Here is a 23990-nt window from a genome sequence, read left to right on the forward strand (position 1 = left end):
CAGATGAAAAGGATCATGATTGTAGAAGATCAAGGCATAGTCCGGCAGGGTTTGAAGATGATGATCGAGCAGGATCCTGCCTTTAAGGTGGTCGCTGAAGCCTCTAACGGAAGAGAGGCTTTGGAGAAGATGGACCTTCATGCCCTAGATCTGATCCTGATGGATATCAGGATGCCTGAGATGAACGGAATCGAAGCGACAAGGGCCATCAAAGCAAGTTGGCCCCAGGTGAAGGTCCTGATGCTCACAACCTTCAACGATGACGAATATGCCATGCAGGCGTTGAAGGAAGGGGCCAATGGATTCCTCCTGAAAACCTCGGACGGGGAGCAACTCCTGCACTCTGTCCACAGCTGCCTGAATGGGGGGATGACGATCCACGATGAAGTGGCGGCGAAAGTGGTCCCCCGCCTTCTTTCCACCCGGAAGGAAACGCCACCGACCCATTCCCTTACGCCGAGGGAACTGTCCATTACGAAGCTGGTTGGGGAAGGGAAGACCAATAAAGAGATTGCCGATCAGCTTTTCTTATCGGTGGGTACAGTGAAAAATCACATCTCCCAGATCCTTCAGAAGCTGGAGCTGAGGGATCGCACCCAGCTCGCTATCTATGCAGTGCGGCATGATATCGCCTGAGGCCGGTTATCCGGTCTTTTTTTATGGAAAATATGACGGAGGTCATGGGTATAGGGTGAAGGTTGTGACAAAGGTAAGTGTAAGGTCCACCCTTTCTCCAATAGAATGAATGTATAAAGAAGGAGGCGGTTCACTATGTTGGAAGCCGTGGAGCTGACAAAACATTTCAAGAAGAATAAGGTCGTGGACGGATTGAACCTGTTCATCGAGAAGGGAGAAACGGTCGGATTGCTTGGTCCGAACGGAGCCGGGAAGTCCACGACGATCTCGATGATCTCGACCCTCATCTCACCGACCGATGGAGATGTGCGGTTGAAGAATGAGAGCGTCCTGAGAGACCCTCAGTCCCTCAGGGAAGTACTCGGTGTCGTCCCTCAGGAAATCGCTCTATACACGGACCTCACCGCAAAGGAGAACCTGGAATTCTTCGGGAGGATCAACCATCTGAAAGGGGGCCTTCTGAAGGAACGGGTCACCCAGGTATTGGACCAGATCGGGCTGACCGAGAGGAAGAATGATATCGTCAAAACCTTCTCGGGAGGGATGAAAAGGCGGCTGAACATAGGTGTCGCCCTTCTCCATGAGCCGGAAATCCTCATCATGGATGAACCGACCGTCGGGATCGATCCCCAGTCAAGGAGCTATATCCTTGAGCAGGTCAAGAGACTCAATCAGGAGAAGGGCATGACCATCATCTATACGAGTCATTATATGGAGGAAGTGGAGTTCCTATGCGACCGAATCTATATCATGGATAAAGGACATATCATCGCCTCGGGTACAAAAGAGGAGATCAAAAGCATCCTTTCTTCTGAATCCACGATTGTGATCAAACTCGAGAAGATGGTGCCCTCATTCACTGAAGGCCTTTCTGCCATCCCATCCGTCATGAACGTGACGTCTTCAGAGAAGGAAATCGTGATGGTGATCCCGAAAGAACAGAATCTGTTCAATCAGGTATTCCAGCTCGCTGAGGATACCGGTGCCGTGATCCTGTCCATTGATCGAAAGACCCCGACGCTTGAGGATGTTTTCCTCCATTTAACCGGTCGGGCATTACGGGATTGAGGAGGAGTATAAGATGACGATTCCATTTATCAAAAAACAATTGCTCCTGATGATCCGGAACCCCCAAGTCCTCCTCATACTGTTGGGGATGCCCCTTCTGCTCATCACCATCCTGGGGTTTGCCCTGGGAGATCTGATGAACGGGGAGGAAGAGCTTATTGAAGCCAAGGTTGGTTTTGTTGTGGAAGGGAATCCTTCAGATGAACTCAAGCAATTCCAAAAAGAAGTAGATGAGAGCGAGATGCCGGCACAACAAAAAGAGGGCTTGAAAGCGGCAGCCGCCAAGGCCCTTCCCATCGACGCCCTGAAAAAGGATCTATTTGGTAGTAAAGAAGTGAAGAAGTTCATCCACCTGAAAGAGAAAAAAGCAGAAGATCTTGAGCGGCTCAGGGATAACGATGATTATTCAGCCATCATCCATTTTTCCGAAGGTTATACCCTGACCATGCTGCGTCAGGCTTTCCTTGGCGGAAGTGAAAGTCCGGACATCACAGTGATTAAAAATGAAGGGAGGCCGCTAACGGCTAACCTGGTAACCGATCTGCTCACGTCGTATCAAGAGCAATATACGCTTGCCCTGCAGGCAGGGAAAGCAGGGATCGATCCTGCTGCCATCATCCCTGATGATGCATCCTTCGGTTCCGTGGAAAAGCTCGAGGACCGTCAACCCCTTTCGTCGATGGCGTATTATGCAGTGGGGATGAGTGTCATGTTCGTCCTTTATATCGCGACGAATATGGGAAGCTTCGCGTTCATGGAGAAGGAAGATCGCGTGTTTGACCGTCTGATCTTCGCCGGGGTATCACCATTGAAGTATCTATTGAGCGTATTGATCACCACGATCATCCTCGCGTTCCTCCAGATCAGTATCCTGTTCGGTGCGAGCGCGCTCATCTATGGAGTGAAATTCCCGGACATAGGCGCATTTCTTCTTGTGACCGTATGCATCTGCTTTGCCGTCGGCGGACTAGGGGCATTGATTACGGCCATATGCTATAAAGGCAACTCAGAGACGGTCGCGAGCTTTTTCTCCTCCATCGGAGTGGCAGTCCTCGCCTTCCTCGGTGGAAGCTTCGGTCCGCTTACGAGCGGCAAGCTCATGGGGATCCTCGCCGATCTGGTTCCGAATGGGGCCGCCATGACAGCGTATTTCAAAGTCTTTCAAGGATATGGGATCGGAGATGTCCTCCCGAATATATGGGCCATGCTCGGTTTCGGTCTCCTTGCCATCATTGTTGCCACGATTGTATTTCCTAAGGAAGGGGGGCACGCAGTATGAAGGGCCTGTTGTACGGGAAATTGAAAATGTTGATCAGGAAGCCTTGGCCGTTCCTGCTCACCACCATTGTCTGTCTGATGTTTGCTTTCTTTACCAGTCAGTCCGGCGCCAATGAAGTGACCGTGCCGTACTCGACTGAAGGGGGGGAAGACGCTCCCAAAGCGATCATGGAGGAATTGATGGCATCCGATTCAATCATCTTCCAGGAAATGTCGAAGGGTGACCTTAATGACCAGGTCAGTGAAGGGAAGAGCCCACTGGGCCTTGTACTTGGTGATGACGATTATACCATCATTGCTTCGGCCGATACCCCGAACGTTCCACAGGTCGATCAGATCGTGAGGAAGGCGTACATGAAGGTGGCACAGCAGAAGGGATTGGAGGCTGTTGCTGCAGAGCAGGAAATCGGCTCGGATGAGGTACAGGGGTGGTTCAAGGATGTCAAAGATGACCCGTCTTTCTCTCTAAAGGAAACGACGTTCCGGAGCGACGGAGACTGGGTATACGATGTGAAGCTTCAGTCGCTCTTCGGATTCTCTCTGTTTTTCGTGATTTATACGATCGCTTATAATGTGGCGACCATCATGCATGAGAAGCGTATGGGGATCTGGGACCGGATGATCCTGTCTCCCGTGAAGAAGTGGGAAATGTATACGGCGAATCTGTTATACAGCTTCATCCTGGGGTACGTACAGATCCTCCTTGTATTTCTGGTGTTCCGTTACATTACAGATGTTAATTTCTACGGTCATTTCGCATGGGTGCTCGTATTGCTCATACCATATGTCTTTGCAATCGTGGCATTATCCATCTTCATCACGGGGCTTGTGAAGAAATCCCAGCACTTCAATGCCGTGATTCCCATTGTTGCCGTGAGCATGGCCATGCTTGGTGGGGCTTACTGGCCGCTTGAGATCGTGAGCTCCCCCGTGATGATCGCGATTTCCAAAGTCATCCCCATCACATATGGAATGGAGATCCTGAAGGGCATTACCATCAATCAGCTCGGTCTGGGAGACATCCTTTACCCGGTTTCCATCCTTCTCCTTATGGGAGTGTTATTCCTCGGTCTGGGGCTCAATTTCATGGAGAAAAGGCACGTATAGAGCCTAGAAGATTTTCCAGAATCCGAGTACGACCAGCAAGACACTGGTGATGACTGTGATTCCGATCAGCATAAAGAAGAAATCAAGAACGCTGTCTACGAATACTTTCTTGCGGTTGGAACGTCTGAAATGGCGAACTTCCTTACGTGGTGTATGCGTATGGACGACTCGACTCATAGTGAGATTCCTCCTTTATGGTAGTAATGAGTTAATTCGAGGAATGAAGTGAAAATCCTTCCTGGATTGAAGAATTATGCCGAAACCTGTTGATGGAGGTGGAGCGTGAGGGGCATGACGGCGATGTTTCATAAGAGAGTATAAACCGGGCGCTCGCGTCCGGTTTTTCATTTGATGGTGTCCCGAAGACCGGCTTGAGGTTCAATGAATGATGTGATAAAAGATCGATCGAACAGAGAAAAAAGTTCAGCTTTGTAGGATTATTGTTTCATATTTGGGGAAAAAGAAAAGCAATTGAATAAAGGTGAAACTTTTTAAAGCGTCGAACGTACAAATAGGTGAGTGATACATACAAGAGCTGTCGCTGTTGATTATGATCCTTCTTGTACGAAACCAAACTGGCCAAAGGCCAAAAAAAGAGGTGAATAACGTGGTAAAGGAGAACGATCGCTTAAAACGAGTGATAACCAAATTGTCGAATGTCGGTGTCAACATCACCAAAACGAAATCAAGACGGGAAATCCTACAGTCACTGAAGCAGTATCAGCCATTACCGAAGACGTTAACACAAGACTCTTAATGTCCATGGGGATGTACAGACATAATTCCTGACCCTTCACGATATACTAGGGAATAATGAAGAGGAGGGGATCCCATGGAGAGACTGATGTTCGATATGGCTACGCTGAAGGACATCAAAAAGAAAGCCGATGAATTGTCCTATTTCTGCTTGAGCGGGACGGAGGAACTGGACGCGGTGAAGTTGACCCAGGCGCTGGATCAAGTAAGCCGGGCGCTTTCGATGTTTGCAGAAGTGGAGCTCCATCTGATGAATGGCCGTTCGATTCCATTTGATCCCGAGAGCTACATCAGGGGCAGACTCGGGCTGGCACACCGTTCATTGCTGTCTGTATCCCCATCACATACAGCATAGAGAAGAGGTTGACCCAAGACGGGTAAACGTACTGACACATGAGTGAGGCTTTTGACTGTTAAATGAATACGCAGAACTCATTTGGCCTGTCCTTTAAGGATGACTATTCCTCATCGTTTTGGGTCAGCCTCTTTTTGTTTCCTGGAAAGTCCGGCTACATACCCTTATTGAGAAGAAAGCAGGTGAGCGCCATGTACTCAGACATTCTATTGATATGCAACGGGAAGGCGGGGCAAGGAAAACTGGAAGCATTGCTGAAGGATACCATTCCCCCACTTTTAGATGTGTGCACGAATTTAACGATCCACCCAACCAAAGATAAAGGCGATGCCGAGCGCTTCTGCCGGGAAAAAGGCCGTTCATTCGACCTTGTCATCGTCCTCGGTGGGGACGGGACTGTCCATGAGGTCATCAACGGGCTCGCTGACTTGGACGAACGCCCTTTGACAGCCATCCTTCCTGGCGGGACATGCAATGATTTTGCCCGATCCCTTCATATCCCCATGAATATCAAGCAGGCTGTCCAGCTCATTGTCGAGCACCCTCTCCGGAAGAGCGTTGATCTTGTTAAGACGGACAACCGTTATTTCAGTAATTTCTGGGGAACCGGATTGATTTCACAGGCGAGCGATAACATCGACGTCGGATCAAAAGGAGTCCTCGGGAAGCTGAGTTATTATATCAGCGCCTTTCAAACCATACAGGATGCCCCGGTTCTGAAGGTGAAAGTGAGAACCGACGAAGAGGAATTCGAGGAAGATGTAGTGATGGTACTGGCCGCCAATGGAAAATCGATCGGTGCGAATGCCCTGCCTCAATCCATCAGCCTAGAAGATGGATTACTCGATCTGTATCTAGTGAAACGGACGGGCTTTCCGCTTCTGAAGGAATTCTTCTTGATGAAGGGGACCGGCGATGTGAGTCATACGTTCGAGGATATCCGTCATATCCGTACATCGAGTTTGGAGGTCGAACTTTCTGAGGAAGAGAAGTTCGATATGGACGGCGAATTGTATGACGGTAAACGTCAGACGATGAAAGTGCTTCACAACCATATGGATTTCATCGTAGGTGTTGAAGGATAAAAGGAAAGAGGGCCTTATCCCGGAACTATCCGGGGTACGGCCCTCTTTGTTTTTTATTGTACGGATGTTCTTCTTCTCTTGATCATGACGTATCCAATATACAGGACGACGAGTACGGCTCCCACGACAAAGCTTAGTATGGCAAAGTTCTGTTCAATGAATGGCTTTGCCTTTTCACCGAGGGCCATGATGATGGCCGCTTCGAGGAAGAAACGGAATCCGCGACCGATGATGGACCAGATGACCAATACACGGATCCGGATGCCGGAAACCCCTGCAAAGATGGTGAAAATTTTATAAGGAATGGGAGTGAGCCCTGCAATCAGGATGGCCATTGGACCAAACTTATTGAAGTAGTCCTCCACTTTTTGGATGCGTTCTTCTTTAAATAAGTAGACCAGTATCGGTCGGCCAAGCTTCTTTCCGATCCACCAACCGAACAGAGCTCCGATTACGGAAGCGACTGTCGTATAAAGGGCATATAACAATGCGCTATCCGGGTTGGCAATCGACATAGGGATAAGCAGGACATCAGGTGGGATCGGGAAAAAGGATGAATCAGCGAAAGACACCAGGATCAATCCCCATATACCATAATCCATCAACCACGTTTCAAACATATGTATCCATTCAGACATATTCAATGAGTCTCCTTGTTCAATAAGTGTCGGCTCACGCACTGGCAAGCAGTAATGCAGGTCGACCGAATATTCTTTCAATCGACACAATGTACATGCCCTGCAGGATAGGACTCCTGAAAGTATACCATGATTACAGTAAAGAGTCATCGGAAGCTTCGTTACAGATTCGTGAAATCAACAGATTCCTGTCGCTATTTCCCGAGAAATATCCGACAGGAATCGAGATTACATTTCCGTGGGTGCCAAGATGCCCAAGATGCGCAGTCCCTCCGTAAGAACGATGGATACGGCAGCTACGAGGCTCACGCGTGATGCCTGATCACCGTCGCCAGAGAGGATCTTGGTTTTCCCATAATACCGATTGAAATGCTGAGCCGTCTCAATCAGGTATTTCGCCAAGATCGACGGGGAATGGTGGGTCCATGAGCGGGCGATCACCTCCGGAAATGACCGCAGCTGCTTGATGACCTCCCAGCTTTCGTCATCAGCAAGGCCTGTGAACTCTCCAGCCTTCACACTGGATTTTCTCAGAATCGAATGGGCCCTTGCATTCGTATATTGGATATACGGTCCGGTCTCGCCTTCGAACGTGAGCATATGATCCAATGAAAATTCAATGTCATTCAAACGGTCGTTCTTCAGGTCATGGAAGATGACGGCCCCGACACCGACTGCTTGGGCCACAGCTTCTGCAGCGGGCAGATGGGGGTTCTTGCTTTCGATGTTTTGTTGGGACAGGGCGATTGCTTCCCTCAGTACTTCCTCTAGGAGGATGACCCGGCCTTTCCTCGTGGACATTTTCTTGCCGCCTTTCAGGTAGAGACCGAAGGGGATATGTTTCATATGGTCAGCCCAATCATAGCCCATCTGTGCCAGAACGTTTTTCACCTGCTTAAAGTGAACGGTCTGTTCCTGACCCACGATATAGAGGGCCTCATCGAATCCGTACTCCCGCTGGCGGTAGAGGGCGGCGGCGAGATCACGGGTGGCGTATAAGGTGGCGCCGTCCGACTTTTTAATCAGGCAGGGTGGAAGGCTTGTGTCATCGGTCATCCAGACCACCTGGGCACCATCGGATTCAGTCAGCAATCCTTTTTCAGCCAGGTGTTCGACCACTTCATCCATTTTGTCATTGAAGAAGGCTTCACCATTATACGAATCGAATTCCACTCCAAGAAGGGTATAGATCTCCTTGAACGCACTCAGCGATTCATCCTTGAACCATTTCCAAAGAGAGACCATTTCTGCGTCTCCGTCTTCAAGGAGCTTGAATGCTTTTCTGCCTTCCTCGTCCAAGGAAGGGTCCGCTTCGGCTTCTTCATGGAATCGTTTGTAGAGGGTGAAGAGCTCGGCAATGGGGTTCTGTTTGACCTTTTCCTCGTCTCCCCATTTTTTGTACGCAACCATCAGTTTCCCGAACTGAGTACCCCAATCGCCGACATAGTTGATCTTCACCGTATCGAATCCGCATTTTTCGCCGATGCCGGCAATGGCGTTTCCGATGACAGTGGAGCGGAGATGCCCCATGGAGAAGGGCTTGGCGATATTGGGGGATGAGAGATCCAAGACGACAGTACGGTTATTCCCGAACGTCTGGGTCCCGTATTGCTGCTGTTGATCAAGAATCGTGGAGACAATTTGCTTGCCGGCTTTGACCGGATCGAACTTGATATTCACATAAGGACCCGCTGCTTCCACAGAGGCAAAATAGGGGGAGTGGACCTTCCCCGAAACCTCGGCGGCGATGGCCTGCGGTGCCTTCTTCTGTTCCTTGGCAAGGCCGAAGCAGGGAAAGGCTGCGTCGCCCATATGAGAAAACTTTGGCGTCTCGATCAAGGTATAAAGCTCCTCTTTGTTCCAATGGGGTAAAACCTGTTCATGCAGTACGTCTGCAAAAATCATCTTTAAATCCATCTTCATCCACCTCCAGAAAAATAAAAAACCCGCCTCTATAAAACATAGAGACGAGTTTGAACTCGCGGTACCACTCTGATTCCCTCCAACAAGGGCTCTCATTGCATAACGGGGGGATTCCCCGGCCGTAAGACGGCATCTCAAAAGTGCGGTTCATCCCTTGCTTCCCACCAGGCTCCCACCATCCCCGGCTCGCTTTGTTCCACAATGGGACTACTCTCTTCATCATCGACGGTTTGTCATATAATTAACTATATTTTACACATTTTGATGGAGAATGCAACTCTTGATCACGAATTATCCGACGAGAACATATACGATCGGTGATGGAACTTCATGCTGAATATGAGGCCGAGTGCGAGCATATTCCCCATGAGCGAGCTTCCTCCATAGGAGATCAAAGGAAGCGGGATCCCGGTGATCGGAAGGAGCTGGATCGTCATACCGATATTCTGGAATACGTGGAAGGTGATCATGCTGATGACACCTGCGCACACATACGCGTTGTAAGGCTCTTTTGTATCCAGGGCGGTCTTGGTTAAGTGGTAGATCAGGATGAAGAAGAGACTGATCACGACGCTTGCCCCGACAAAGCCGAAACGCTCGGCGATTCCGCTGAAGATGAAGTCGGTGTGGGCTTCCGGGATATAGACTTCACTGCCATTGAATCCCTTCCCGTAAATCTGCCCCGATCCGACTGCGTTCAGGGACTTGATCAAGTGGAATCCTTCTTCCCTTGTGTAGTTATACGGATCGAGCCAGGAGTAGATCCGACCGAATTGGTAAGGATGGAGACCTAAATATTTTTCCAAGAAATTCGGCGCGAAAAGAACAAGGGAAAAGACAGTCCCTCCTATGACGGCGATGGATCCATATATGGGTACGATCAACTTCCAAGTGATCCCTGATACTAGGATGATTCCAGTGACAATGGAGATGAACACCAAGGCTGTACCGAAGTCATCGGCAATGATGAAGATGAGGGGCCCCATGGTGGTCAGCCCGATTTTAACCAATAACTTAAAATCGGTCTGGAATGTCTTCACAGGAGTTTGTTCATGGTGATTCGTAATGACCCTTGCCAAAGCCAGGATCAGGAACGTTTTGACGAACTCTGATGGCTGGATGAGGATGGACTCGGTGATCTTGTACCAACTGTGTGCCCCGTTACGTTCTGGTACGAGGCTTTCCGGAGAGACGATCAATCCAAGTAGCAAGAGTATACCGAATCCATAGGTGTACCATGCCATCCGTTTGTACTGTTCAGGATCGAAGTACATGGTACAGGCGATGATCACTCCACCCACTATGTACCAAACTCCTTGCCGGATAACGAAGTTTGTTGCATACTGTCCGGACGTTTGGGCGCTGCTTATGCTAATGGCACTGACAATAAAAAATAACATGAGGATGAAAAGCAATCCCCAATCGATTCGATCAGCGAGACGCTGGCGGTTTTCCATAATCATTTCACCTGTATTTCTAAAGATTTCACATATCTTAGTCTAATAGAAAGAGAGGAAAATTTCTACTCTCTATCTACGGGTTTCCGTTTGTGATGGACGGGAGAAGGGATGCTACTGTAAGCGATTGGCAAAGAAAAAGCCGTCAGTGGAAGGGTTCCACGGATCGGCTTTAACGTTTCTATACCATTTATTACATTATTGTGAAAGAGCTTTGTCTGTCTGCACGAGTGGAGCAGGCTCCCCGGTCGTTTCCGGTATCGGTTGGAGCTTCGTCACTTCCACGGATTTGATCTGATGGTCCTCCATCGTCTGGATGTAGAATTCAAAGTCGGCGTACGAAATGCTGTCTCCCTGCTGAGCGTCGTAATTATGCGTCAGGATCCAGCCACCGAGTGTATCGACATCATCTTCGGTCACGTCAATCCCGAGGATATCCTTCAGGTCGCTGACAAGGACCTTTCCATCGAGGATGAAGTGGTTGTCCTTGATTTTCCGAATCTGTGGTGTCTCATCCATATCGAATTCATCCCGGATCTCCCCGACGATCTCTTCGACGATGTCTTCGATGGTGACAAGTCCGGATGTCCCGCCGTATTCATCGAGAAGGATGGCAACGTAGGTCTGTTCCTTCTGCATCCTGAGGAGCAGGACGTGGATCGGAATCGTCTCAAGGACCTGTATGATCGGTCTTACGTAGGATCCGAGCGGTCTGAGCTCCGTATCCTTGTGGAGGAGGTCGGTGAAGACTTCCTTCACATTGATGAATCCGGTGATATGGTCCTTATCGCCGTCAGTGATGGGATAACGGGTGAACTTCTCCTCCTGCACAAGCTCGAGGAGTGAATCGATGGGATCATCAGCGGATAAGGTCACGATTTCGGTGCGCGGGACCATGATTTCTTTCGCTGAGCGTTCGTTGAATTCGAAGATGTTGTTCACATATTTGAATTCGGACTGATTGATTTCTCCGCTTTTATAGCTTTCCGATACAATCAGGCGAAGTTCTTCTTCCGAGTGGGCCCCGTCATGCTCGGATGCGGCCTTCAGGCCGAACATCCTCGTCACGACCCGGGCAGAGCCGTTCAATACCCAGATGAAGGGGTACAGGATCCTGTAGAAGGTGATAAGTGGACGGGCGAATAATAAGGCCAGTGATTCCGCTTTTTGAATGGCGACGGTCTTCGGGGCCAGCTCTCCGACGACAACGTGCAGGAACGTCATGAGAGTGAAGGCGATCCCGACGGAGATTCCGTGGGAAAGGGCCTCGGACGCAGCGATTTTCGATAATAAAGGTTCCAAGATACCAGCGATGGCAGGTTCTCCGATCCAACCGAGGCCAAGAGCGGTCACGGTTATACCGAGCTGGCATGCGGAGAGGTACTCATCCAGATTTGTAATGATTTTCTTAGCAGCTATGGCATTTCGATTACCTTCCTCGACCAGTTGCTCGATTTGTGATTTTCTTACCTTCACGATCGCAAACTCCGAAGCTACGAAAAAAGCTGTTAAACCGATCAAAATCGCGACAAGCACCAAACTGTATATGTCCAAATAATTTTCCTTATCCCGTCAGACGGGTAAGGAGTCACCTCCTGTTGGTTATCAGTGATAACCGGATAAGTTTAAGTTAAAATCATTATAAGAATAACTACTTTCAGCGTCAAATTCTAAATAGGAAGAGATTTAATAATAAACTATGTCAAAAGCTAACCAATATGATGGTTATTTTCCGATTTTCGCACATTAGCTGTCCTTGAGATGTAGCCTTTCCTATTATATTACTATATTCGACAATTCTATACTGCTTTTGTCATCATTTTGAAATGAAATAGAAAAGAGCAACAGGGGAAATAATTTGATAAAATAGGAAGTATTAATCATGCATCGTGTCACCACTTGGAGGGAACGTTTTTGAAGGCTAATAATGTAGTGAAAGATATCATCTATGTCCATCAAAATGCGGATCAGCAATTCGTTGTGTCCTACGGGATCCATTTCAATGAATTTGTCATGAACGCTCATCACCCGTTACAGAACCTGCTCTTGATCAAGCATCAGTATGAGCATGGAGGGTTCAACATACATACCCATATGGAATATGTGGAGCAGGGTGATATGAAGAAGCTCATGAATGATCATGTACAGACGTACGGTGATTTCTGCTGGATCGATTTCGAAGAGGAAGTCGGGGTCGATGAGCTGAACGGACAGGAGATCGCGGAGCTGCTCTATATGGGACACATCAAGCAGCCTCTCAATCTGCCTTTCTACTCCAAGCTGAACAACCGCTTTGCGTACCTGACTCACGATGACGGCTGGTTCAATAAGGTGTTTTACAGGGATTTCGAAGACTTTTATCATCTCCTCGGGGAAACGATCACGTCGAAATTGAAGACCTCCAAAGCCGGAAAGGGTCTCTTCGGCATGAAGAAGGAAAAAGACTTTCCCGCCATCGGGAAGGACGTCATCCGCTCACTCCGTGATAAGCTCAAAGAAGGAGTCGTCATCTCCCTTGAAAAGGCGATCCTCGCCAGGGGGAAGATCGAGATTCCGTTCTGGGTGATGGGAGACTACTTTGATATGGACGAGATGGGAGAGGATTATAAGCAGATCAGGAAGGCACCTGCCAACGGCCTTCTTTCCTTCGACCGTAAAACGAAGAGCTGGAGCGCGCTCCTGAAATGAGAGAGGAACCGGGCGTGACGTCACTGAAGATCGGGGAAGGGCTCGTTGAAGCCATCTTCCGTTCCCGGCCGAACCGGTTCATCCTCCACTGCGAGCTGCCCGGGGGCTCGGTGGAAAAGGTCCACCTCCCTGACCCGGGAAGGCTGAAGGGAATCCTCGTTCCCGGCCGTAGCATATGGCTTCTGCCGGCCAAGGACCCTTCGCGGAAGACGAAGTGGTCGGCCGTCATGGTCCGCGATCCCGACAGTGGTGCCTATATCTCCCTGAACACCCAGCTTCCCAACCGGTTGATCCGGGAGGCATTCATGAACGGTGAACTGGATGAATTCTCTGATTGGGCATTTGACCGCGCTGAATACCGCATCGGTCACTCCCGCTACGACTTCCTTCTACGACATAAGGAGAGGGATGCTTCCCTTTTAGTCGAGGTGAAAAGCGTCACCATGTCAGATGGACGGGCAGGAAGATTCCCCGATGCCGTGACCGCCAGGGGTGCGAGACACGTGGAAGGGCTCGCGGCGCTTCGGGGAGAGTATGAGACCGCTGTTTTATTCGTCGCCCAGCGAGGGGATATCGACTCGATCACCTCTGCGCCTGAAATCGATCCGTATTTCGCAAAAGTCATGGAGGAAGCAGCACAAAAAGGCGTCCGGTTTTATGGGCGCGTATGTGAAGTGACTCCTACCCGTTTGACCCTGGGAAGGAAGATTCCAGTGGATACCTCGATATAAAAAGGATTCCCCGCCGCCGGCGGAGAATCCTTTTTTCTATGGAAGTTGGATCTCTTCTGTTACTTTATACTCGTCCGCCCCTTTGGCAGTCAGCCAGGCGCTCAGGGTGTAAGTGCCTGCAGGAAGGTTCGGAAGCTTTATTTCCTGTGCCAGTGCATCACCGGGGGCGATGGTCTTTTCCCGGATGGCCTGGGTGTACATCTTGTTCTCTGAATCCTTGTAAACGGCCTTCCCATCGGCGTCCTTCAATTCGAAGTCAATCGTCTGCCCCGAGGTGAAGGTGAAGGTCATTTCTTTGTCGGTCTCGTTTTTGACACTATATTCATACGTCGAATCCTTCTTCGTTATGGCGGCTTTCATTTCCCCGTCCTCCATTTCATTGTGTTCAACATGATTTCCGTTCTCTTGATCTCCATCTTTCACTTCGTCCGTACCGCAGCCTGCCAGGATGACTCCTGCCAGTATGAATGGGATGAGCTTCTTCATCATTTGACACCTCTCTCAGGTAGAAGTGGCGTTTACGCCCGCATGGTCACCGTCCCGCCCTGAAATGCGCAGGGAAAGGTTTCCTAAACCAGATTATAGGGGATTGTTTTACATACATAATAACACGCAATTCCGGAAAAGGGAGGAACAAGATGAAAAGATATGTATTTGTGATAATGGTCTCATTGATCCTTGCGTCCTGCGGGGCTCAAACAGGTGAAACCAAACTTCCGGACGATTGGGATGATATCGTCAGTCAGGCGGAAGGTTCCAAGGTCAATCTCTTCATGTGGGGAGGGGATGAAGTCGTCAACCAGTACATCGATGACACAGTGGCTCCGGGGCTGAAGAAGGAATTCGGCATCTCATTGAAGCGGATCCCGATGGATACCCCGGAAATCCTGCAGAAGCTCCAAACGGAAAAGAAGGCAGGGAAAAAGGACGGGTCCATGGACATTGTATGGATGAACGGAGAAAACTTCAAGAATGCGAAAGAAAACGATCTGCTGGCCGGTCCCATCACGGAGCTCCTTCCCAATATGGAGTCATACTATAACGAAAAGGATTTCACCTATGACTTCGGAACCCCGACGGAAGGATATGAGGCACCGTGGGGGAAGGTTCAGTTCGTCTTCTTCTACAATGCTGACAAGATGGACAGCCCGCCGCGGACGGTGGACGAGCTGAAATCGTTCGTGAAGGAGCATCCGGGAACATTCACCTACCCCGACCCGACGGACTTCACGGGTAATGCCTTCATCCGTCATCTCCTCAATGCAAACTCAGACCAGCCCATCCAGAAGGCCGGGGAAGATATCGAAGAAGCAGGCGGAAAGGTTTGGGATGACTTGAATGAAATGAAAGGGGATCTGTGGAGAGACGGGAAGACTTACCCGAAGGAGCTGTCAGATCTGGATCGTCTGTTCGGACAGGAGGAGGTATGGATATCTATGGGATATAACGAAGCAAGGGCGGAATCCCTTGTGAAGAAGGGCATCTATCCTGAAGGGACCAAACCGTTCCTTCTTGAAGATGCAGGCTCGATCGGGAATACACATTTCCTTTCAGTGCCGTTCAATTCACCGAATCAGGCTGGTGCCCTCGTGGCCATCGACTATATGCTTTCCCCAGAGATGCAGCTGGAGAAGATGCAGCCGGACGGGTGGGGAGACAGCACCCCGATTTCAGTGGATAAGCTTGAAGACGGGATGAGGAAAAAGTTTGAGGAGCTCGACAGGGGTGAAACGGTCCTAGATCCTGCTCGATTGGAAGATGCCTATATCGGGGAGATGGACGCCTCCTATGTAGAATGGGTAAAGGAGAACTGGGTGCGTGAAGTGGCGGAAACCGACTGAGGGGCTCCTACTTGTACCAAGTATCCTTTTCCTGATGGTATTCGGCCTAGGCATTATCACAGCCTTCATGGAGAGCCTGGTGGATGATGGGAAGCTGACGATGGGCTACTACATGGAACTATTCAGGAAGGAACGTTTCATGCGTTCTGTCCTTTACAGCTTCTGGATCACGGCCCTGTCCACGGTCCTGTCCCTTGTCATCGGCCTCCTCTTCGTCCGGGTCTTCCAGGAAAAACTTAGAGGTGGGACGGGCCGGCTCCTTGTGTGGATCCCCATGCTATTCCCTCATTTCGTATGGGCCTATCTTGTGTTCCTGCTTTTGAATCAAAGCGGATTCCTGTCCAACCTCTTGGGTGTCAGTGGTCTGATGGCCGAACGGACGGATTTTCCCGTCCTCGTGCAGGATCCGGGCGGGATCGGGATCATTGTCACATATGTTTGGAAAGAGGTGCCGTTCGTCATATTGATGCTCCTGCCGGTCTATGCCTCTCTTTCTAAAGGGTACAGGGAAGCGGCTACCCTTCTTGGTGCCAACCCCGTTCGCATGTTCACCACGGCAGAGTGGCCCTTCATCAAGCCGGCCCTTATCGAGACGGGTGCCATCCTGTTTGCGTTTATCTTCACAGCGTTCGAGGTCCCCCAGCTCCTTGGGGTCACGTCGCCACAAATGATCGCTGTCCTTACATACGAATGGTTCTACAGCGGAGCGTGGACGGATCGTCCCTTTGCATTCGCCGCCCTGCTCATGGCGGGGGGCGCTGTCGGGATGAGCATGTGGCTCCTGACCCACTCCATGAATAAAGAGAGGCTCAGGATCGCCAGTGGAGGGAGGGGCGGATGAAACGAATCGGATTCTATTCGGCCACCCTCCTGTTCTTCCTGTTTCCCGTCTGCTTTTTCATCTATAAAAGTTTCTTCGGGATCTGGAGATGGGGAGAGGCATTCCCTGTAGATCCCGACGCGAGGGCGTGGAAGGTAATCGCTGGGGAAGGAGAGCTCCTCTCGGCCGTGGTGGTGTCCGTCGGGATCGCCGTAATGGTACTCATACTGAACCTGTTGATCGGGTTGACCGCAGGGAAAGCGTTCGCCCTCCATCGGTTCAGGGGGAAGGTCATCCTGGAAAGCATGCTGATGATGCCTCTGTTCCTTCCGGCATTAGTCGTCGCCGCCGGTCTCCAGCTCGTCTTCATCCGTCTTGGACTTGCCGATACGTGGCTTGGTGTCGCCGTTGTGCATTTGATCCCCACGGTCCCTTATAGCATCAAACTCTTCAAATCCGCCTATGAGGGGATCGGGACGGAATTGATCGAGCAGTCCATGCTCCTCGGGGGAGGCGCTATGGACAGGTTCCGACATTTCGAACTGCCCCAGCTCATCCCTGCCATGAACAGTGTCCTGTTCCTGACCGTCGTGATCAGCCTTGGCCAATACGTGCTTACGGCCATCATCGGCGGGGGCAACGTCGTCACGCTGGCCATGATCTATTACCCGTTCACCCGCACGGCGGATGAGTCGGTCATGTCGGCCTTCTCCCTTATGTTCATGATGATCCCCTTGATCACATACCTCATCTCGGTGATGGTGTTGAAATTCTTCATCCCGTACCGTCCGTCAAAGAAAAGGAGGGGAAATGAAACCCCATGGAACTGAAGGAATTGCACAAGAAGTATAAAAAGCGATCGATCCTTTCGGGGGTCTCACTCCGTATGGAAGAGGGAGAAATCGTCTCCCTTGTCGGTTTATCAGGGTCGGGGAAATCCACTCTTCTCCGCATCATATCCGGGCTGGAGTCACCCGATGCCGGTTCGATCCATCTGGCGGGAAAAGACGTCACATCCATGAAACCGAAAGACCGGCCAGTCGGTATGGTCTTCCAAAAACCACTCCTATTCCCGCATATGACGGTTCTTGAAAATGTCCTGTATGGGCTCAAAATGAAAGGATACAGGAAGAGCGATGCGAAGAAGGAAGCGGATGGATTCATCGAAATGGCGGGCCTTTCAGAGGTGCTGGATCATTATCCGTCCGAGCTGTCGGGAGGTCAGATGCAGCGCGTATCACTTATCCGATCCCTGATCCTCCGCCCGAAGCTCCTCCTGCTGGACGAACCGTTCGCCAGTCTGGATCATACCCGGAGGATGGAAATCCGTGCGTGGGTCAAAGACGTGATCAAGGAAGTGGGCACCACGGCGCTATTCGTGACACATGACCGGGATGAAGCGAGCGAAATGGGCGACCGGATCGCCGTCCTTGAATCGGGGCGCATCTCCCAGATTGGAACGCCGGAGCATGTTTATCACCATCCTGCCACTCCGTTCATCGCCGGTCTCATGAGTGACGGTATCCACCTCGGGAATGAGCGGTTCGTCCACCGGGAACACTTATCGACAGAGAGACACCATCCGGATGATTTACAATGGGTGGGATTGATACGGGAGAAAAAGTATAGGATGGGACATCATATGTATTCCATCCATATTGAAGAGCTTCAGCAGTCGGTCGTCCTGGAGGTGGCTGACGGTGATCAGGGTGGGCCTGTCACGATCACGGCTTCGGAAAAAAACATTCAAACGTTTGATTAAGAGGGAAGGGAGGGAAAAGGATGAAGAAGAAGGAATGGGTGAAGATTGCCATCGTGCTTGCCGTCATCCTGTTTTTGATCTGGTTCAGCCGTCATGTTTTCAGTGTGAACCCCATCGCCATCAGGGATTGGATCACTTCCTTCGGGATCTGGGCGCCCCTCGTGTTCATTGTGGCCTATACGATACGTCCGCTCATCCTCTTCCCGGCTTCGATCCTGTCGTTCGGGGCCGGGCTTGCGTTCGGTCCCCTGGAAGGTTTCGCCTACATTGTGGTCGGTGCGATCGGAGGGGCGACCGTAGCGTTCTATGCTGCTACCCTGCTGGGGGATCGGATCTTGAAGAACCCTTCGGAACGGATGAAGAGGATTCGCGGCCGTATGGAGGAGGACGGATTCATCTACATCCTAGTGATGCGCCTAGTTCCATTCTTGAACTTTGATCTGGTCAGTTATTTGGCCGGTATGGCGAAGGTGAGGTATGGTCCGTTCATCTTGGCGACGGCCATCGGGATCCTTCCAGGCACATTCGGATATGTCTATCTGGGTTCGAGTCTTGTCCAGGACGATAAAAGTCATATTTACATAGCCATCTTCGTGTTCGTCCTCGTAGCGGCGATCCCTTTCGTTTTCAGGAAGAAGCTCAAGAACTGGCTCGGATTATCTAAAAGGCGGTAGGAGGAAGGAACATGCTGGATACACATGCGCGAAAATGGGTGCAGCCGGGCATCGAGACAACCGCCCGTTCATTTTTGAAGGCCGGGTTCACTCCGAATGGGGTGACGGTAGCTGCTTTCATCATCGGAGGAGGAACAGGGCTCGTTTATTATGCCGGATTTCCTATCCTGGCTGTACTGCTTCTGTGGCTGTCGGGTTTTTTGGATGCAGTCGACGGCTCCATGGCGAGACTCACGAAGCCTTCTCCGTTCGGGACGGTCATGGATGTCACGTTTGATCGGATCGTGGAGATTTCCGTGATCCTGGGCGTTGCGGCGGTACACCCCAAGGCTATGTGGCCACTCCTCCTCCTGAGTGTCTCAATCATCATCTCCATGACGATCTTCCTCACGGTCGGTGCCGTCTCGGAGAAAGAAAGCGGAAAATCGTTTTATTATCAGACGGGTCTGGCTGAGAGGACAGAAGGGTTCATCTTGTTCAGCTTGATGATGCTGTTCCCGTCGATTGTCGTTTGGACGACCCTTCTATTTGTTGCAGTGGAATTGTTCACGGGCTTTCAGCGGTTTGCAGAAGCAAAGCGACTACTTTCATAATGGAGTGATAGAGATGGAGAAATATGATGTGATTGTAATCGGTGGAGGATCAGCGGGATTGACGGTCGCGTCGGGTGCGGCGTCCCTTGGTGCACGCGTCGCCCTCATTGAACAGAGTGGGCGCCTCGGAGGTGACTGCCTCCACTTCGGATGCGTCCCGTCCAAGGCGTTCATCCAGGCGGCTAAAGAAGTTTCCACCGCACGCAGGGCGGCTTCGTTCGGCTTGGATGTGAGCGGGACGGTCGATCTGTCTGCCGTCAAGACCCGGGTCGAAGAAGCGGTGGGGAGCATCCAACAGCAGGATGACCCTAAGCGGTTCACGGAGATGGGGGTGGATATCTATTTCGGGCGTGCAGAGTTCGTCACCCCGAATGCCCTCTTGATCGAAGGGGAAGATTACGTCTACGGAAAAAGCATCGTCATCGCTACGGGATCAAGCCCGCTTATTCCGGAGATCCCCGGGTTGGAAGATGTGACCTATCATACAAATGAATCGGTGTTCGATCTGGAGGAGCTTCCGGGAAAAGCCATCTTCATAGGGGGTGGACCGATCAGCCTTGAGCTTGCCCAGGCTTTCAGCCATCTTGGTTCCGAGGTGACGGTGGTCGAGAAGGCGTCGTCCATCCTTTCCAAAGAAGACCGGAGCATTCAGGAGGCCGCGGTTGAAGTCCTCGGAGAAGGTCTGAGAATCGTGACGGACGCCGATATCCAGAAGGTGACCAAAGACGGGGACGGACTTTCCCTCCATTGCACGGTTGAGGGGAAAGACCTCCACATCAACGGGGACATGCTCTTTGTCGGAACGGGAAGGAAGCCCAACTCAGAAGCCCTTAATGTGGACAAAGCAGGGGTGGAGACGGATCAAAAGGGCTTCATTCCTGCCGGTGACGATCTGAGGACGAATGTGTCCCACATCTTCTCCATCGGTGATGCGAACGGTCGCTACTTCTTCACTCACGCAGCAGGGATGGAAGGGAAACAGGTAGTCCAGAATGCCGTCTTCGGCCTGAAGGGGAAGGTGAGCTACGATCAGCTTCCATGGGTGACCTATACTTCACCCGAGATCTTCCATGCAGGAATGACGGAGGAAGAAGCAAAGGAATCAGGGGTCAATTATAAGGTGTACGAAACGACCCTGGATGACGTCGATCGCTTCGTGGCAGATCACCAGACCCACGGCCTCGTGAAGATTCTCACGGATTGGAAGGGGAAGATCCTCGGGGCACATGCCGTCGGGGAAGGAGCGGGGGACTGGATGCAGCCTGTCCTATACGCCATGGCGAAGAACAACGGCATCGGCTCCCTTTCGAATATGACCTATCCATACCCTAATCATGCATCTGCCGTCCAGCAGACAGCAGATCTATTCTGGCGAGAGAAGCTCTTTGACGGACCGGTTCCTGCCCTGACGAAAAAACTGATTGAATATAAACGATAAACCGTTAAAAAAACAGGCCATCCAGGCATGGAAGGAAGACCCTTCCCCAGGAAAGCCTGTTTTTATTTTTCATGGGAGCTGTACTTTTTCATGAACGACCGGTCCAATCTTTTCTTGAGCTTCCTCGTCCATCTCCCTTGGACCGCGAATGATCCATATAGGAGGAATCCGTTGCCGTTACCCGTTGACAGGATCGCCAGGTATCGGCTTCGCGGTTGAAAGGCAAGAAGCTTTCGGCCGGTAAGGAACCGGTTCAGGTTCTCCCATAGGACGGGACCTTGCCTGACAGCCGTGACCCCGTTTTTGGGGAAGTCGGGGAAATCTGCCAGGGTGCCGCAGTCGCCGGCAGCGAAGAGACTGGGGAATGAGATGGACTGAAGATGGGCGTTCGTCAACATGAACCCTTTCTCATCCGTCGGGATCAGACTGCTGCCGAACAGTCCCTGTGCTGCTGCACCACCGAGGAACATCACCTCGTCAAAGGGGATGTGACGGGCCTGGTCTGTCACGACTGTCCCATCCGTCACCTGTTCGGCTTTTCCCTTCACGGTGCAGATTCTCCGGCGATCGAGAAGCGATGCCATATTCCTTGATGCAAGGACCCCGGCCTCATGGAGCAACGGGGAGGAATGAATGACAGTGATGGAATCATCGGGTTTCCCGTTTTTTTCTTTCCAGGCGCGAAGGGAGAGGGCGAGTTCGCATGCCGCCGCTCCGCCTCCGATGAAGACCGTATCCCTACTGCGGTACAGCCTTTCGACCTGGGAAGGGAAGCGATGATTCGGTTTGATTCTCAGATTGGCTCCCGCCAGTCCGGGGGTGCCCGGGTCCTCGTTCCGGGAGCCGATATCAAAGGAGGCCGCGTCATAGGAATACAGCTCACCCGCATCCGTCAGCAGCTGCTGTTGGATGGGATCGACGGAGAGAATGGATGCTTCGACGAATTCGCAGTGTGCTTTCCGGCACAGGGCCTCAAGATCGACACGGATTTCCTCCTCGCTGTACACACCTTCGACGAAACCGGAAAACATGCCGCTGTAATATTGGTGGCGCGAGGGAGAGATGAGGATCCATCGGTCGGCCGTTTGTTCCTTGGATCGTTCCAGGAGGCAATGGAGGTGGCTGTGACCGCCTCCCGCGAGGATGACGGTGTTCATGACCGCTCCTCCCATTCTTCCCTGGTGATCCCCATCCTGATCGAGTCGTAATACACGCCTTCGTGATAGCGGCATTTTCTCATCCTGCCTTCGAGGATCATGCCGATTTTCTCGGCGGTACGCATCATACGTTCGTTACCCGACCAGGTGGTGATGCCGACCCTGCCAATTTCCTTGGTGGCGAAAAGATGCTCCACCCACTGGTCGAGTGCATCCGTGCCATACCCGCCGTTCCAGTAACGTGGATCATAGATGCCGATCCCGGCCTCCAGCCATCTTGTCGGTTCATATTCCCAGTAAAAGCTCACCGTCCCGATGATGAGCCCGTCCGCTTCAATGATCCGCTGATGTTCGAGGTATCGATCAGGATCTGAAACATATGAAGCTTCGTACTCGTCTAATGACATGTTGACGTGTGGGAAATAAGGAGCGTCCCATTTTTTCCACTCGGGGGAGGGGTCACTGTATAACAGCTTCCACAGTGCGGGTAAATCTTCTTTTTCAATCGGGCGAAGTGTCGTTTTCACATCGTTTCCTCCTGTCTCGTTCTTGCTGACTCTCATTATACCGAAATTCCTGAAAATGGGGACAGGGATGAAAAACAGGATGGCCCTGTGTGGCCATCCTGTATCCAGCAACTTATGAAACGTGTTGTTTTTTACCTGTAAGGCGATCGGCGATGGACGCAATCGCTCCATCCCCTGTTACGTTGCACGCTGTACCGAAGCTGTCCTGTGCCAGGTACAGGGCGATCATCAGGGATGTCATGGTCGGACTGAAGCCGAGCATGGTCTCGAGCAGTCCGAGGGAGGCCATGACGGCTCCGCCCGGCACTCCGGGTGCAGCAATCATTGTGATTCCGAGCATGAGGATGAACGGGAAGAGCTGTGTGAACTCCAGTGCTTGTCCCTGGATGAACATCACGGCCATGGAACAGCTCACAAGGGTGATGGTGCTCCCTGAGAGATGAATCGTGGCAAGGAGAGGGATCGAGAAGTCCGCGATGCCTCTCCGCGTGCCGTTCAGCTTCGTCCGCTCAAGCGTAACGGGGATGGTGGAGGCTGAAGACTGGGTACCGAGTGCCGTAAAATAGGCAGGCATCATCGTCTTGATCATGGAAAACGGATTCTGCTTCCGGATCGTTCCGGCTGCCGTGTATTGTACAATAAGGAAGAATAAATGCAGGATGATAATCATGATGAAGACTTTGGCGAAAACAGAAATAATCGATGTCACCTGACCGCCCTGAGTCATATTGGCAAAGATCCCGAGGATATGGATCGGGAGGAGCGGGATGATGATTTTTTCGATAAGCTTCTCGATGATGTTCTTGAACTCTTCCAAGCCTTTTTGAAGCACATCCCCTTTGATGGCTGCCATTCCGACACCCAGTGTGAATGCGATAAGGAGAGCGGTCATCACGCCCATGACAGGCGGCATTTCCACTGTGAAGAATCCTTTGAGCAGCGCTTCTTCAGGGTTTTCAAACGATTGGGAGCTCTGATTGACCAGCAGGGAAGGATACAGGGATTTCGCCGTAATGAATGCCACCAGTCCTGCCAAGATGGTGGAACCGTATGCGAGGGCCGTTGTCAGGCCGAGGAGTCTGCCTGCCCCTTTTCCCATAGAACCAATTCCGGGTGCGATGAATCCGATGATAATAAGCGGGATGGCGAATCCAAGAAAGTTTCCGAACAGTTCATTGAACGTAACGAAGATCTTGATGAACCAATGAGGGGCAAACATGCCGACAATGATTCCCAGAGCGATCCCCAGGATGATGCGTGGTAACAATCCAAGTCTTTTCATCTTTCTGTCCTCCTTGAGTGTACAAATGTTTATGTTAGGTGGATTATACAATGACAAGGAAGATAGTTTAATAGGGTTTTTAATAGGCGGAATGTTAAATGTATTCAGATAACGTTGCGAATGTTTAGTCGCAGGACTAGTTTGACATGGCATACATATATCAAAGGGTCGCAT

General features: G+C 51.0%; 25 protein-coding genes. 16 read left to right on the plus strand and 9 right to left on the minus strand.

What is annotated here, in order from left to right; all coding sequences use genetic code 11:
- The first annotated feature begins 3 nt into the window (after positions 1 to 3).
- From ABJ225_RS19855 to ABJ225_RS19870, 4 genes are all read left to right on the plus strand, one after another.
- Positions 4 to 636, plus strand: coding sequence for a response regulator (locus ABJ225_RS19855; RefSeq protein WP_056541517.1), 633 nt, complete (start codon positions 4 to 6; stop codon positions 634 to 636).
- Between the two features lie 135 nt (positions 637 to 771).
- Complete coding sequence (locus ABJ225_RS19860) at positions 772 to 1704, plus strand: ABC transporter ATP-binding protein (protein ID WP_159639848.1); 933 nt, start codon at positions 772 to 774, stop codon at positions 1702 to 1704.
- 13 nt (positions 1705 to 1717) lie between these two features.
- Complete coding sequence (locus ABJ225_RS19865) at positions 1718 to 2983, plus strand: ABC transporter permease (RefSeq protein WP_347321436.1); 1266 nt, start codon at positions 1718 to 1720, stop codon at positions 2981 to 2983.
- Positions 2980 to 4089, plus strand: coding sequence for an ABC transporter permease (locus ABJ225_RS19870; RefSeq protein WP_347321437.1), 1110 nt, complete (start codon positions 2980 to 2982; stop codon positions 4087 to 4089). The genes ABJ225_RS19865 and ABJ225_RS19870 overlap by 4 nt, the downstream gene beginning before the upstream one ends.
- Before the next feature lie 3 nt (positions 4090 to 4092).
- Here ABJ225_RS19870 and ABJ225_RS19875 read toward each other — a convergent pair whose 3' ends face one another.
- Positions 4093 to 4266: a hypothetical protein gene (locus ABJ225_RS19875; protein WP_156183343.1), complete on the minus strand. Its 174-nt coding sequence runs from the start codon at positions 4264 to 4266 to the stop codon at positions 4093 to 4095.
- Between the two features lie 430 nt (positions 4267 to 4696).
- Between ABJ225_RS19875 and ABJ225_RS19880 the strand changes: the two genes are divergently transcribed.
- The 3 genes from ABJ225_RS19880 (at position 4697) to ABJ225_RS19890 (ending at position 6285) form a co-directional block, all read left to right on the plus strand.
- The gene (locus tag ABJ225_RS19880) at positions 4697 to 4846 is read left to right on the plus strand and encodes an Lmo0850 family protein (protein WP_258523275.1); all 150 of its coding nucleotides are present in this window, start codon (positions 4697 to 4699) and stop codon (positions 4844 to 4846) included.
- A gap of 75 nt (positions 4847 to 4921) precedes the next feature.
- Positions 4922 to 5200, plus strand: coding sequence for a hypothetical protein (locus tag ABJ225_RS19885; RefSeq protein ID WP_236556551.1), 279 nt, complete (start codon positions 4922 to 4924; stop codon positions 5198 to 5200).
- Between the two features lie 191 nt (positions 5201 to 5391).
- Positions 5392 to 6285, plus strand: a complete 894-nt coding sequence (locus ABJ225_RS19890) for a diacylglycerol/lipid kinase family protein (RefSeq protein ID WP_218247512.1) — start codon at positions 5392 to 5394, stop codon at positions 6283 to 6285.
- Positions 6286 to 6338: 53 nt separating this feature from the next.
- Here ABJ225_RS19890 and ABJ225_RS19895 read toward each other — a convergent pair whose 3' ends face one another.
- From ABJ225_RS19895 to ABJ225_RS19910, 4 genes are all read right to left on the minus strand, one after another.
- Positions 6339 to 6923: a YqaA family protein gene (locus tag ABJ225_RS19895; RefSeq protein ID WP_218247513.1), complete on the minus strand. Its 585-nt coding sequence runs from the start codon at positions 6921 to 6923 to the stop codon at positions 6339 to 6341.
- 228 nt (positions 6924 to 7151) lie between these two features.
- Positions 7152 to 8840: an arginine--tRNA ligase gene (argS, locus tag ABJ225_RS19900; protein WP_347321438.1), complete on the minus strand. Its 1689-nt coding sequence runs from the start codon at positions 8838 to 8840 to the stop codon at positions 7152 to 7154.
- Positions 8841 to 9130: 290 nt separating this feature from the next.
- A complete protein-coding gene (locus tag ABJ225_RS19905; RefSeq protein ID WP_218247515.1) occupies positions 9131 to 10303 on the minus strand; it encodes an FtsW/RodA/SpoVE family cell cycle protein in 1173 nt (390 codons plus the stop codon).
- Between the two features lie 198 nt (positions 10304 to 10501).
- Positions 10502 to 11857, minus strand: a complete 1356-nt coding sequence (locus ABJ225_RS19910) for a hemolysin family protein (RefSeq protein WP_481900643.1) — start codon at positions 11855 to 11857, stop codon at positions 10502 to 10504.
- Positions 11858 to 12217: 360 nt separating this feature from the next.
- Here ABJ225_RS19910 and ABJ225_RS19915 point away from each other — a divergent pair, with 360 nt between their 5' ends.
- A complete protein-coding gene (locus tag ABJ225_RS19915; protein WP_048007249.1) occupies positions 12218 to 12991 on the plus strand; it encodes a hypothetical protein in 774 nt (257 codons plus the stop codon).
- Positions 12988 to 13722: a DNA/RNA nuclease SfsA gene (sfsA, locus tag ABJ225_RS19920; protein ID WP_347321439.1), complete on the plus strand. Its 735-nt coding sequence runs from the start codon at positions 12988 to 12990 to the stop codon at positions 13720 to 13722. Before ABJ225_RS19915 ends, sfsA begins: the two co-directional genes overlap by 4 nt.
- A 36-nt stretch (positions 13723 to 13758) precedes the next feature.
- On the opposite strand, the gene ABJ225_RS19925 is transcribed toward sfsA, so the two are convergent.
- Complete coding sequence (locus ABJ225_RS19925; RefSeq protein WP_347321440.1) at positions 13759 to 14208, minus strand: BsuPI-related putative proteinase inhibitor; 450 nt, start codon at positions 14206 to 14208, stop codon at positions 13759 to 13761.
- A 152-nt stretch (positions 14209 to 14360) separates the two neighbouring features.
- Here ABJ225_RS19925 and ABJ225_RS19930 point away from each other — a divergent pair, with 152 nt between their 5' ends.
- From ABJ225_RS19930 to ABJ225_RS19960, 7 genes are read left to right on the plus strand one after another with little or no spacing between them, the layout of a single operon-like run.
- A complete protein-coding gene (locus tag ABJ225_RS19930) occupies positions 14361 to 15563 on the plus strand; it encodes an ABC transporter substrate-binding protein (RefSeq protein ID WP_347321441.1) in 1203 nt (400 codons plus the stop codon).
- Positions 15541 to 16404 carry an ABC transporter permease gene (locus tag ABJ225_RS19935; RefSeq protein ID WP_347321442.1) on the plus strand — a complete coding sequence of 288 codons (864 nt, stop codon included), beginning with the start codon at positions 15541 to 15543 and terminating at the stop codon, positions 16402 to 16404. Before ABJ225_RS19930 ends, ABJ225_RS19935 begins: the two co-directional genes overlap by 23 nt.
- Positions 16401 to 17213, plus strand: coding sequence for an ABC transporter permease (locus tag ABJ225_RS19940; RefSeq protein ID WP_347321443.1), 813 nt, complete (start codon positions 16401 to 16403; stop codon positions 17211 to 17213). The genes ABJ225_RS19935 and ABJ225_RS19940 overlap by 4 nt, the downstream gene beginning before the upstream one ends.
- Complete coding sequence (locus tag ABJ225_RS19945) at positions 17204 to 18145, plus strand: ABC transporter ATP-binding protein (RefSeq protein WP_063191090.1); 942 nt, start codon at positions 17204 to 17206, stop codon at positions 18143 to 18145. The genes ABJ225_RS19940 and ABJ225_RS19945 overlap by 10 nt, the downstream gene beginning before the upstream one ends.
- Before the next feature lie 20 nt (positions 18146 to 18165).
- Positions 18166 to 18819, plus strand: a complete 654-nt coding sequence (locus ABJ225_RS19950) for a TVP38/TMEM64 family protein (RefSeq protein WP_079513879.1) — start codon at positions 18166 to 18168, stop codon at positions 18817 to 18819.
- An 11-nt stretch (positions 18820 to 18830) separates the two neighbouring features.
- Complete coding sequence (locus ABJ225_RS19955; RefSeq protein ID WP_347321444.1) at positions 18831 to 19412, plus strand: CDP-alcohol phosphatidyltransferase family protein; 582 nt, start codon at positions 18831 to 18833, stop codon at positions 19410 to 19412.
- A gap of 13 nt (positions 19413 to 19425) precedes the next feature.
- Entirely contained in the window at positions 19426 to 20850 is a 1425-nt protein-coding gene (locus ABJ225_RS19960) for a dihydrolipoyl dehydrogenase family protein (protein WP_347321445.1), read from the plus strand.
- 62 nt (positions 20851 to 20912) lie between these two features.
- On the opposite strand, the gene ABJ225_RS19965 is transcribed toward ABJ225_RS19960, so the two are convergent.
- From ABJ225_RS19965 to ABJ225_RS19975, 3 genes are all read right to left on the minus strand, one after another.
- On the minus strand, positions 20913 to 22007 hold the full coding sequence (locus ABJ225_RS19965) for an FAD-dependent oxidoreductase (RefSeq protein ID WP_347321446.1): 1095 nt from the start codon (positions 22005 to 22007) through the stop codon (positions 20913 to 20915).
- Complete coding sequence (locus ABJ225_RS19970; RefSeq protein ID WP_373921148.1) at positions 22004 to 22534, minus strand: GNAT family N-acetyltransferase; 531 nt, start codon at positions 22532 to 22534, stop codon at positions 22004 to 22006. Before ABJ225_RS19970 ends, ABJ225_RS19965 begins: the two co-directional genes overlap by 4 nt.
- Before the next feature lie 112 nt (positions 22535 to 22646).
- Positions 22647 to 23816: a dicarboxylate/amino acid:cation symporter gene (locus tag ABJ225_RS19975; RefSeq protein ID WP_347321447.1), complete on the minus strand. Its 1170-nt coding sequence runs from the start codon at positions 23814 to 23816 to the stop codon at positions 22647 to 22649.
- Positions 23817 to 23990 lie beyond the last annotated feature (174 nt).

The sequence above is a fragment of the Rossellomorea sp. RS05 genome, assembly GCF_039822645.1.
Lineage (GTDB): Bacteria > Bacillota > Bacilli > Bacillales > Bacillaceae_B > Rossellomorea > Rossellomorea marisflavi_B.

Coding starts and splice junctions, on each gene's coding strand:
- ABJ225_RS19855 (WP_056541517.1), top strand. CDS start 4: ATGAAAAGGATCATGATTGTAGAAGATCAAGGCATAGTCCGGCAGGGT.
- ABJ225_RS19965 (WP_347321446.1), bottom strand. CDS start 22,007: ATGAACACCGTCATCCTCGCGGGAGGCGGTCACAGCCACCTCCATTGC.
- ABJ225_RS19895 (WP_218247513.1), bottom strand. CDS start 6,923: ATGTCTGAATGGATACATATGTTTGAAACGTGGTTGATGGATTATGGT.
- ABJ225_RS19960 (WP_347321445.1), top strand. CDS start 19,426: ATGGAGAAATATGATGTGATTGTAATCGGTGGAGGATCAGCGGGATTG.
- ABJ225_RS19875 (WP_156183343.1), bottom strand. CDS start 4,266: ATGAGTCGAGTCGTCCATACGCATACACCACGTAAGGAAGTTCGCCAT.
- ABJ225_RS19890 (WP_218247512.1), top strand. CDS start 5,392: ATGTACTCAGACATTCTATTGATATGCAACGGGAAGGCGGGGCAAGGA.
- ABJ225_RS19945 (WP_063191090.1), top strand. CDS start 17,204: ATGGAACTGAAGGAATTGCACAAGAAGTATAAAAAGCGATCGATCCTT.
- ABJ225_RS19940 (WP_347321443.1), top strand. CDS start 16,401: ATGAAACGAATCGGATTCTATTCGGCCACCCTCCTGTTCTTCCTGTTT.
- ABJ225_RS19870 (WP_347321437.1), top strand. CDS start 2,980: ATGAAGGGCCTGTTGTACGGGAAATTGAAAATGTTGATCAGGAAGCCT.
- argS (WP_347321438.1), bottom strand. CDS start 8,840: ATGGATTTAAAGATGATTTTTGCAGACGTACTGCATGAACAGGTTTTA.
- ABJ225_RS19955 (WP_347321444.1), top strand. CDS start 18,831: ATGCTGGATACACATGCGCGAAAATGGGTGCAGCCGGGCATCGAGACA.
- ABJ225_RS19865 (WP_347321436.1), top strand. CDS start 1,718: ATGACGATTCCATTTATCAAAAAACAATTGCTCCTGATGATCCGGAAC.
- sfsA (WP_347321439.1), top strand. CDS start 12,988: ATGAGAGAGGAACCGGGCGTGACGTCACTGAAGATCGGGGAAGGGCTC.
- ABJ225_RS19905 (WP_218247515.1), bottom strand. CDS start 10,303: ATGGAAAACCGCCAGCGTCTCGCTGATCGAATCGATTGGGGATTGCTT.
- ABJ225_RS19925 (WP_347321440.1), bottom strand. CDS start 14,208: ATGAAGAAGCTCATCCCATTCATACTGGCAGGAGTCATCCTGGCAGGC.
- ABJ225_RS19950 (WP_079513879.1), top strand. CDS start 18,166: ATGAAGAAGAAGGAATGGGTGAAGATTGCCATCGTGCTTGCCGTCATC.
- ABJ225_RS19860 (WP_159639848.1), top strand. CDS start 772: ATGTTGGAAGCCGTGGAGCTGACAAAACATTTCAAGAAGAATAAGGTC.
- ABJ225_RS19975 (WP_347321447.1), bottom strand. CDS start 23,816: ATGAAAAGACTTGGATTGTTACCACGCATCATCCTGGGGATCGCTCTG.
- ABJ225_RS19930 (WP_347321441.1), top strand. CDS start 14,361: ATGAAAAGATATGTATTTGTGATAATGGTCTCATTGATCCTTGCGTCC.
- ABJ225_RS19885 (WP_236556551.1), top strand. CDS start 4,922: ATGGAGAGACTGATGTTCGATATGGCTACGCTGAAGGACATCAAAAAG.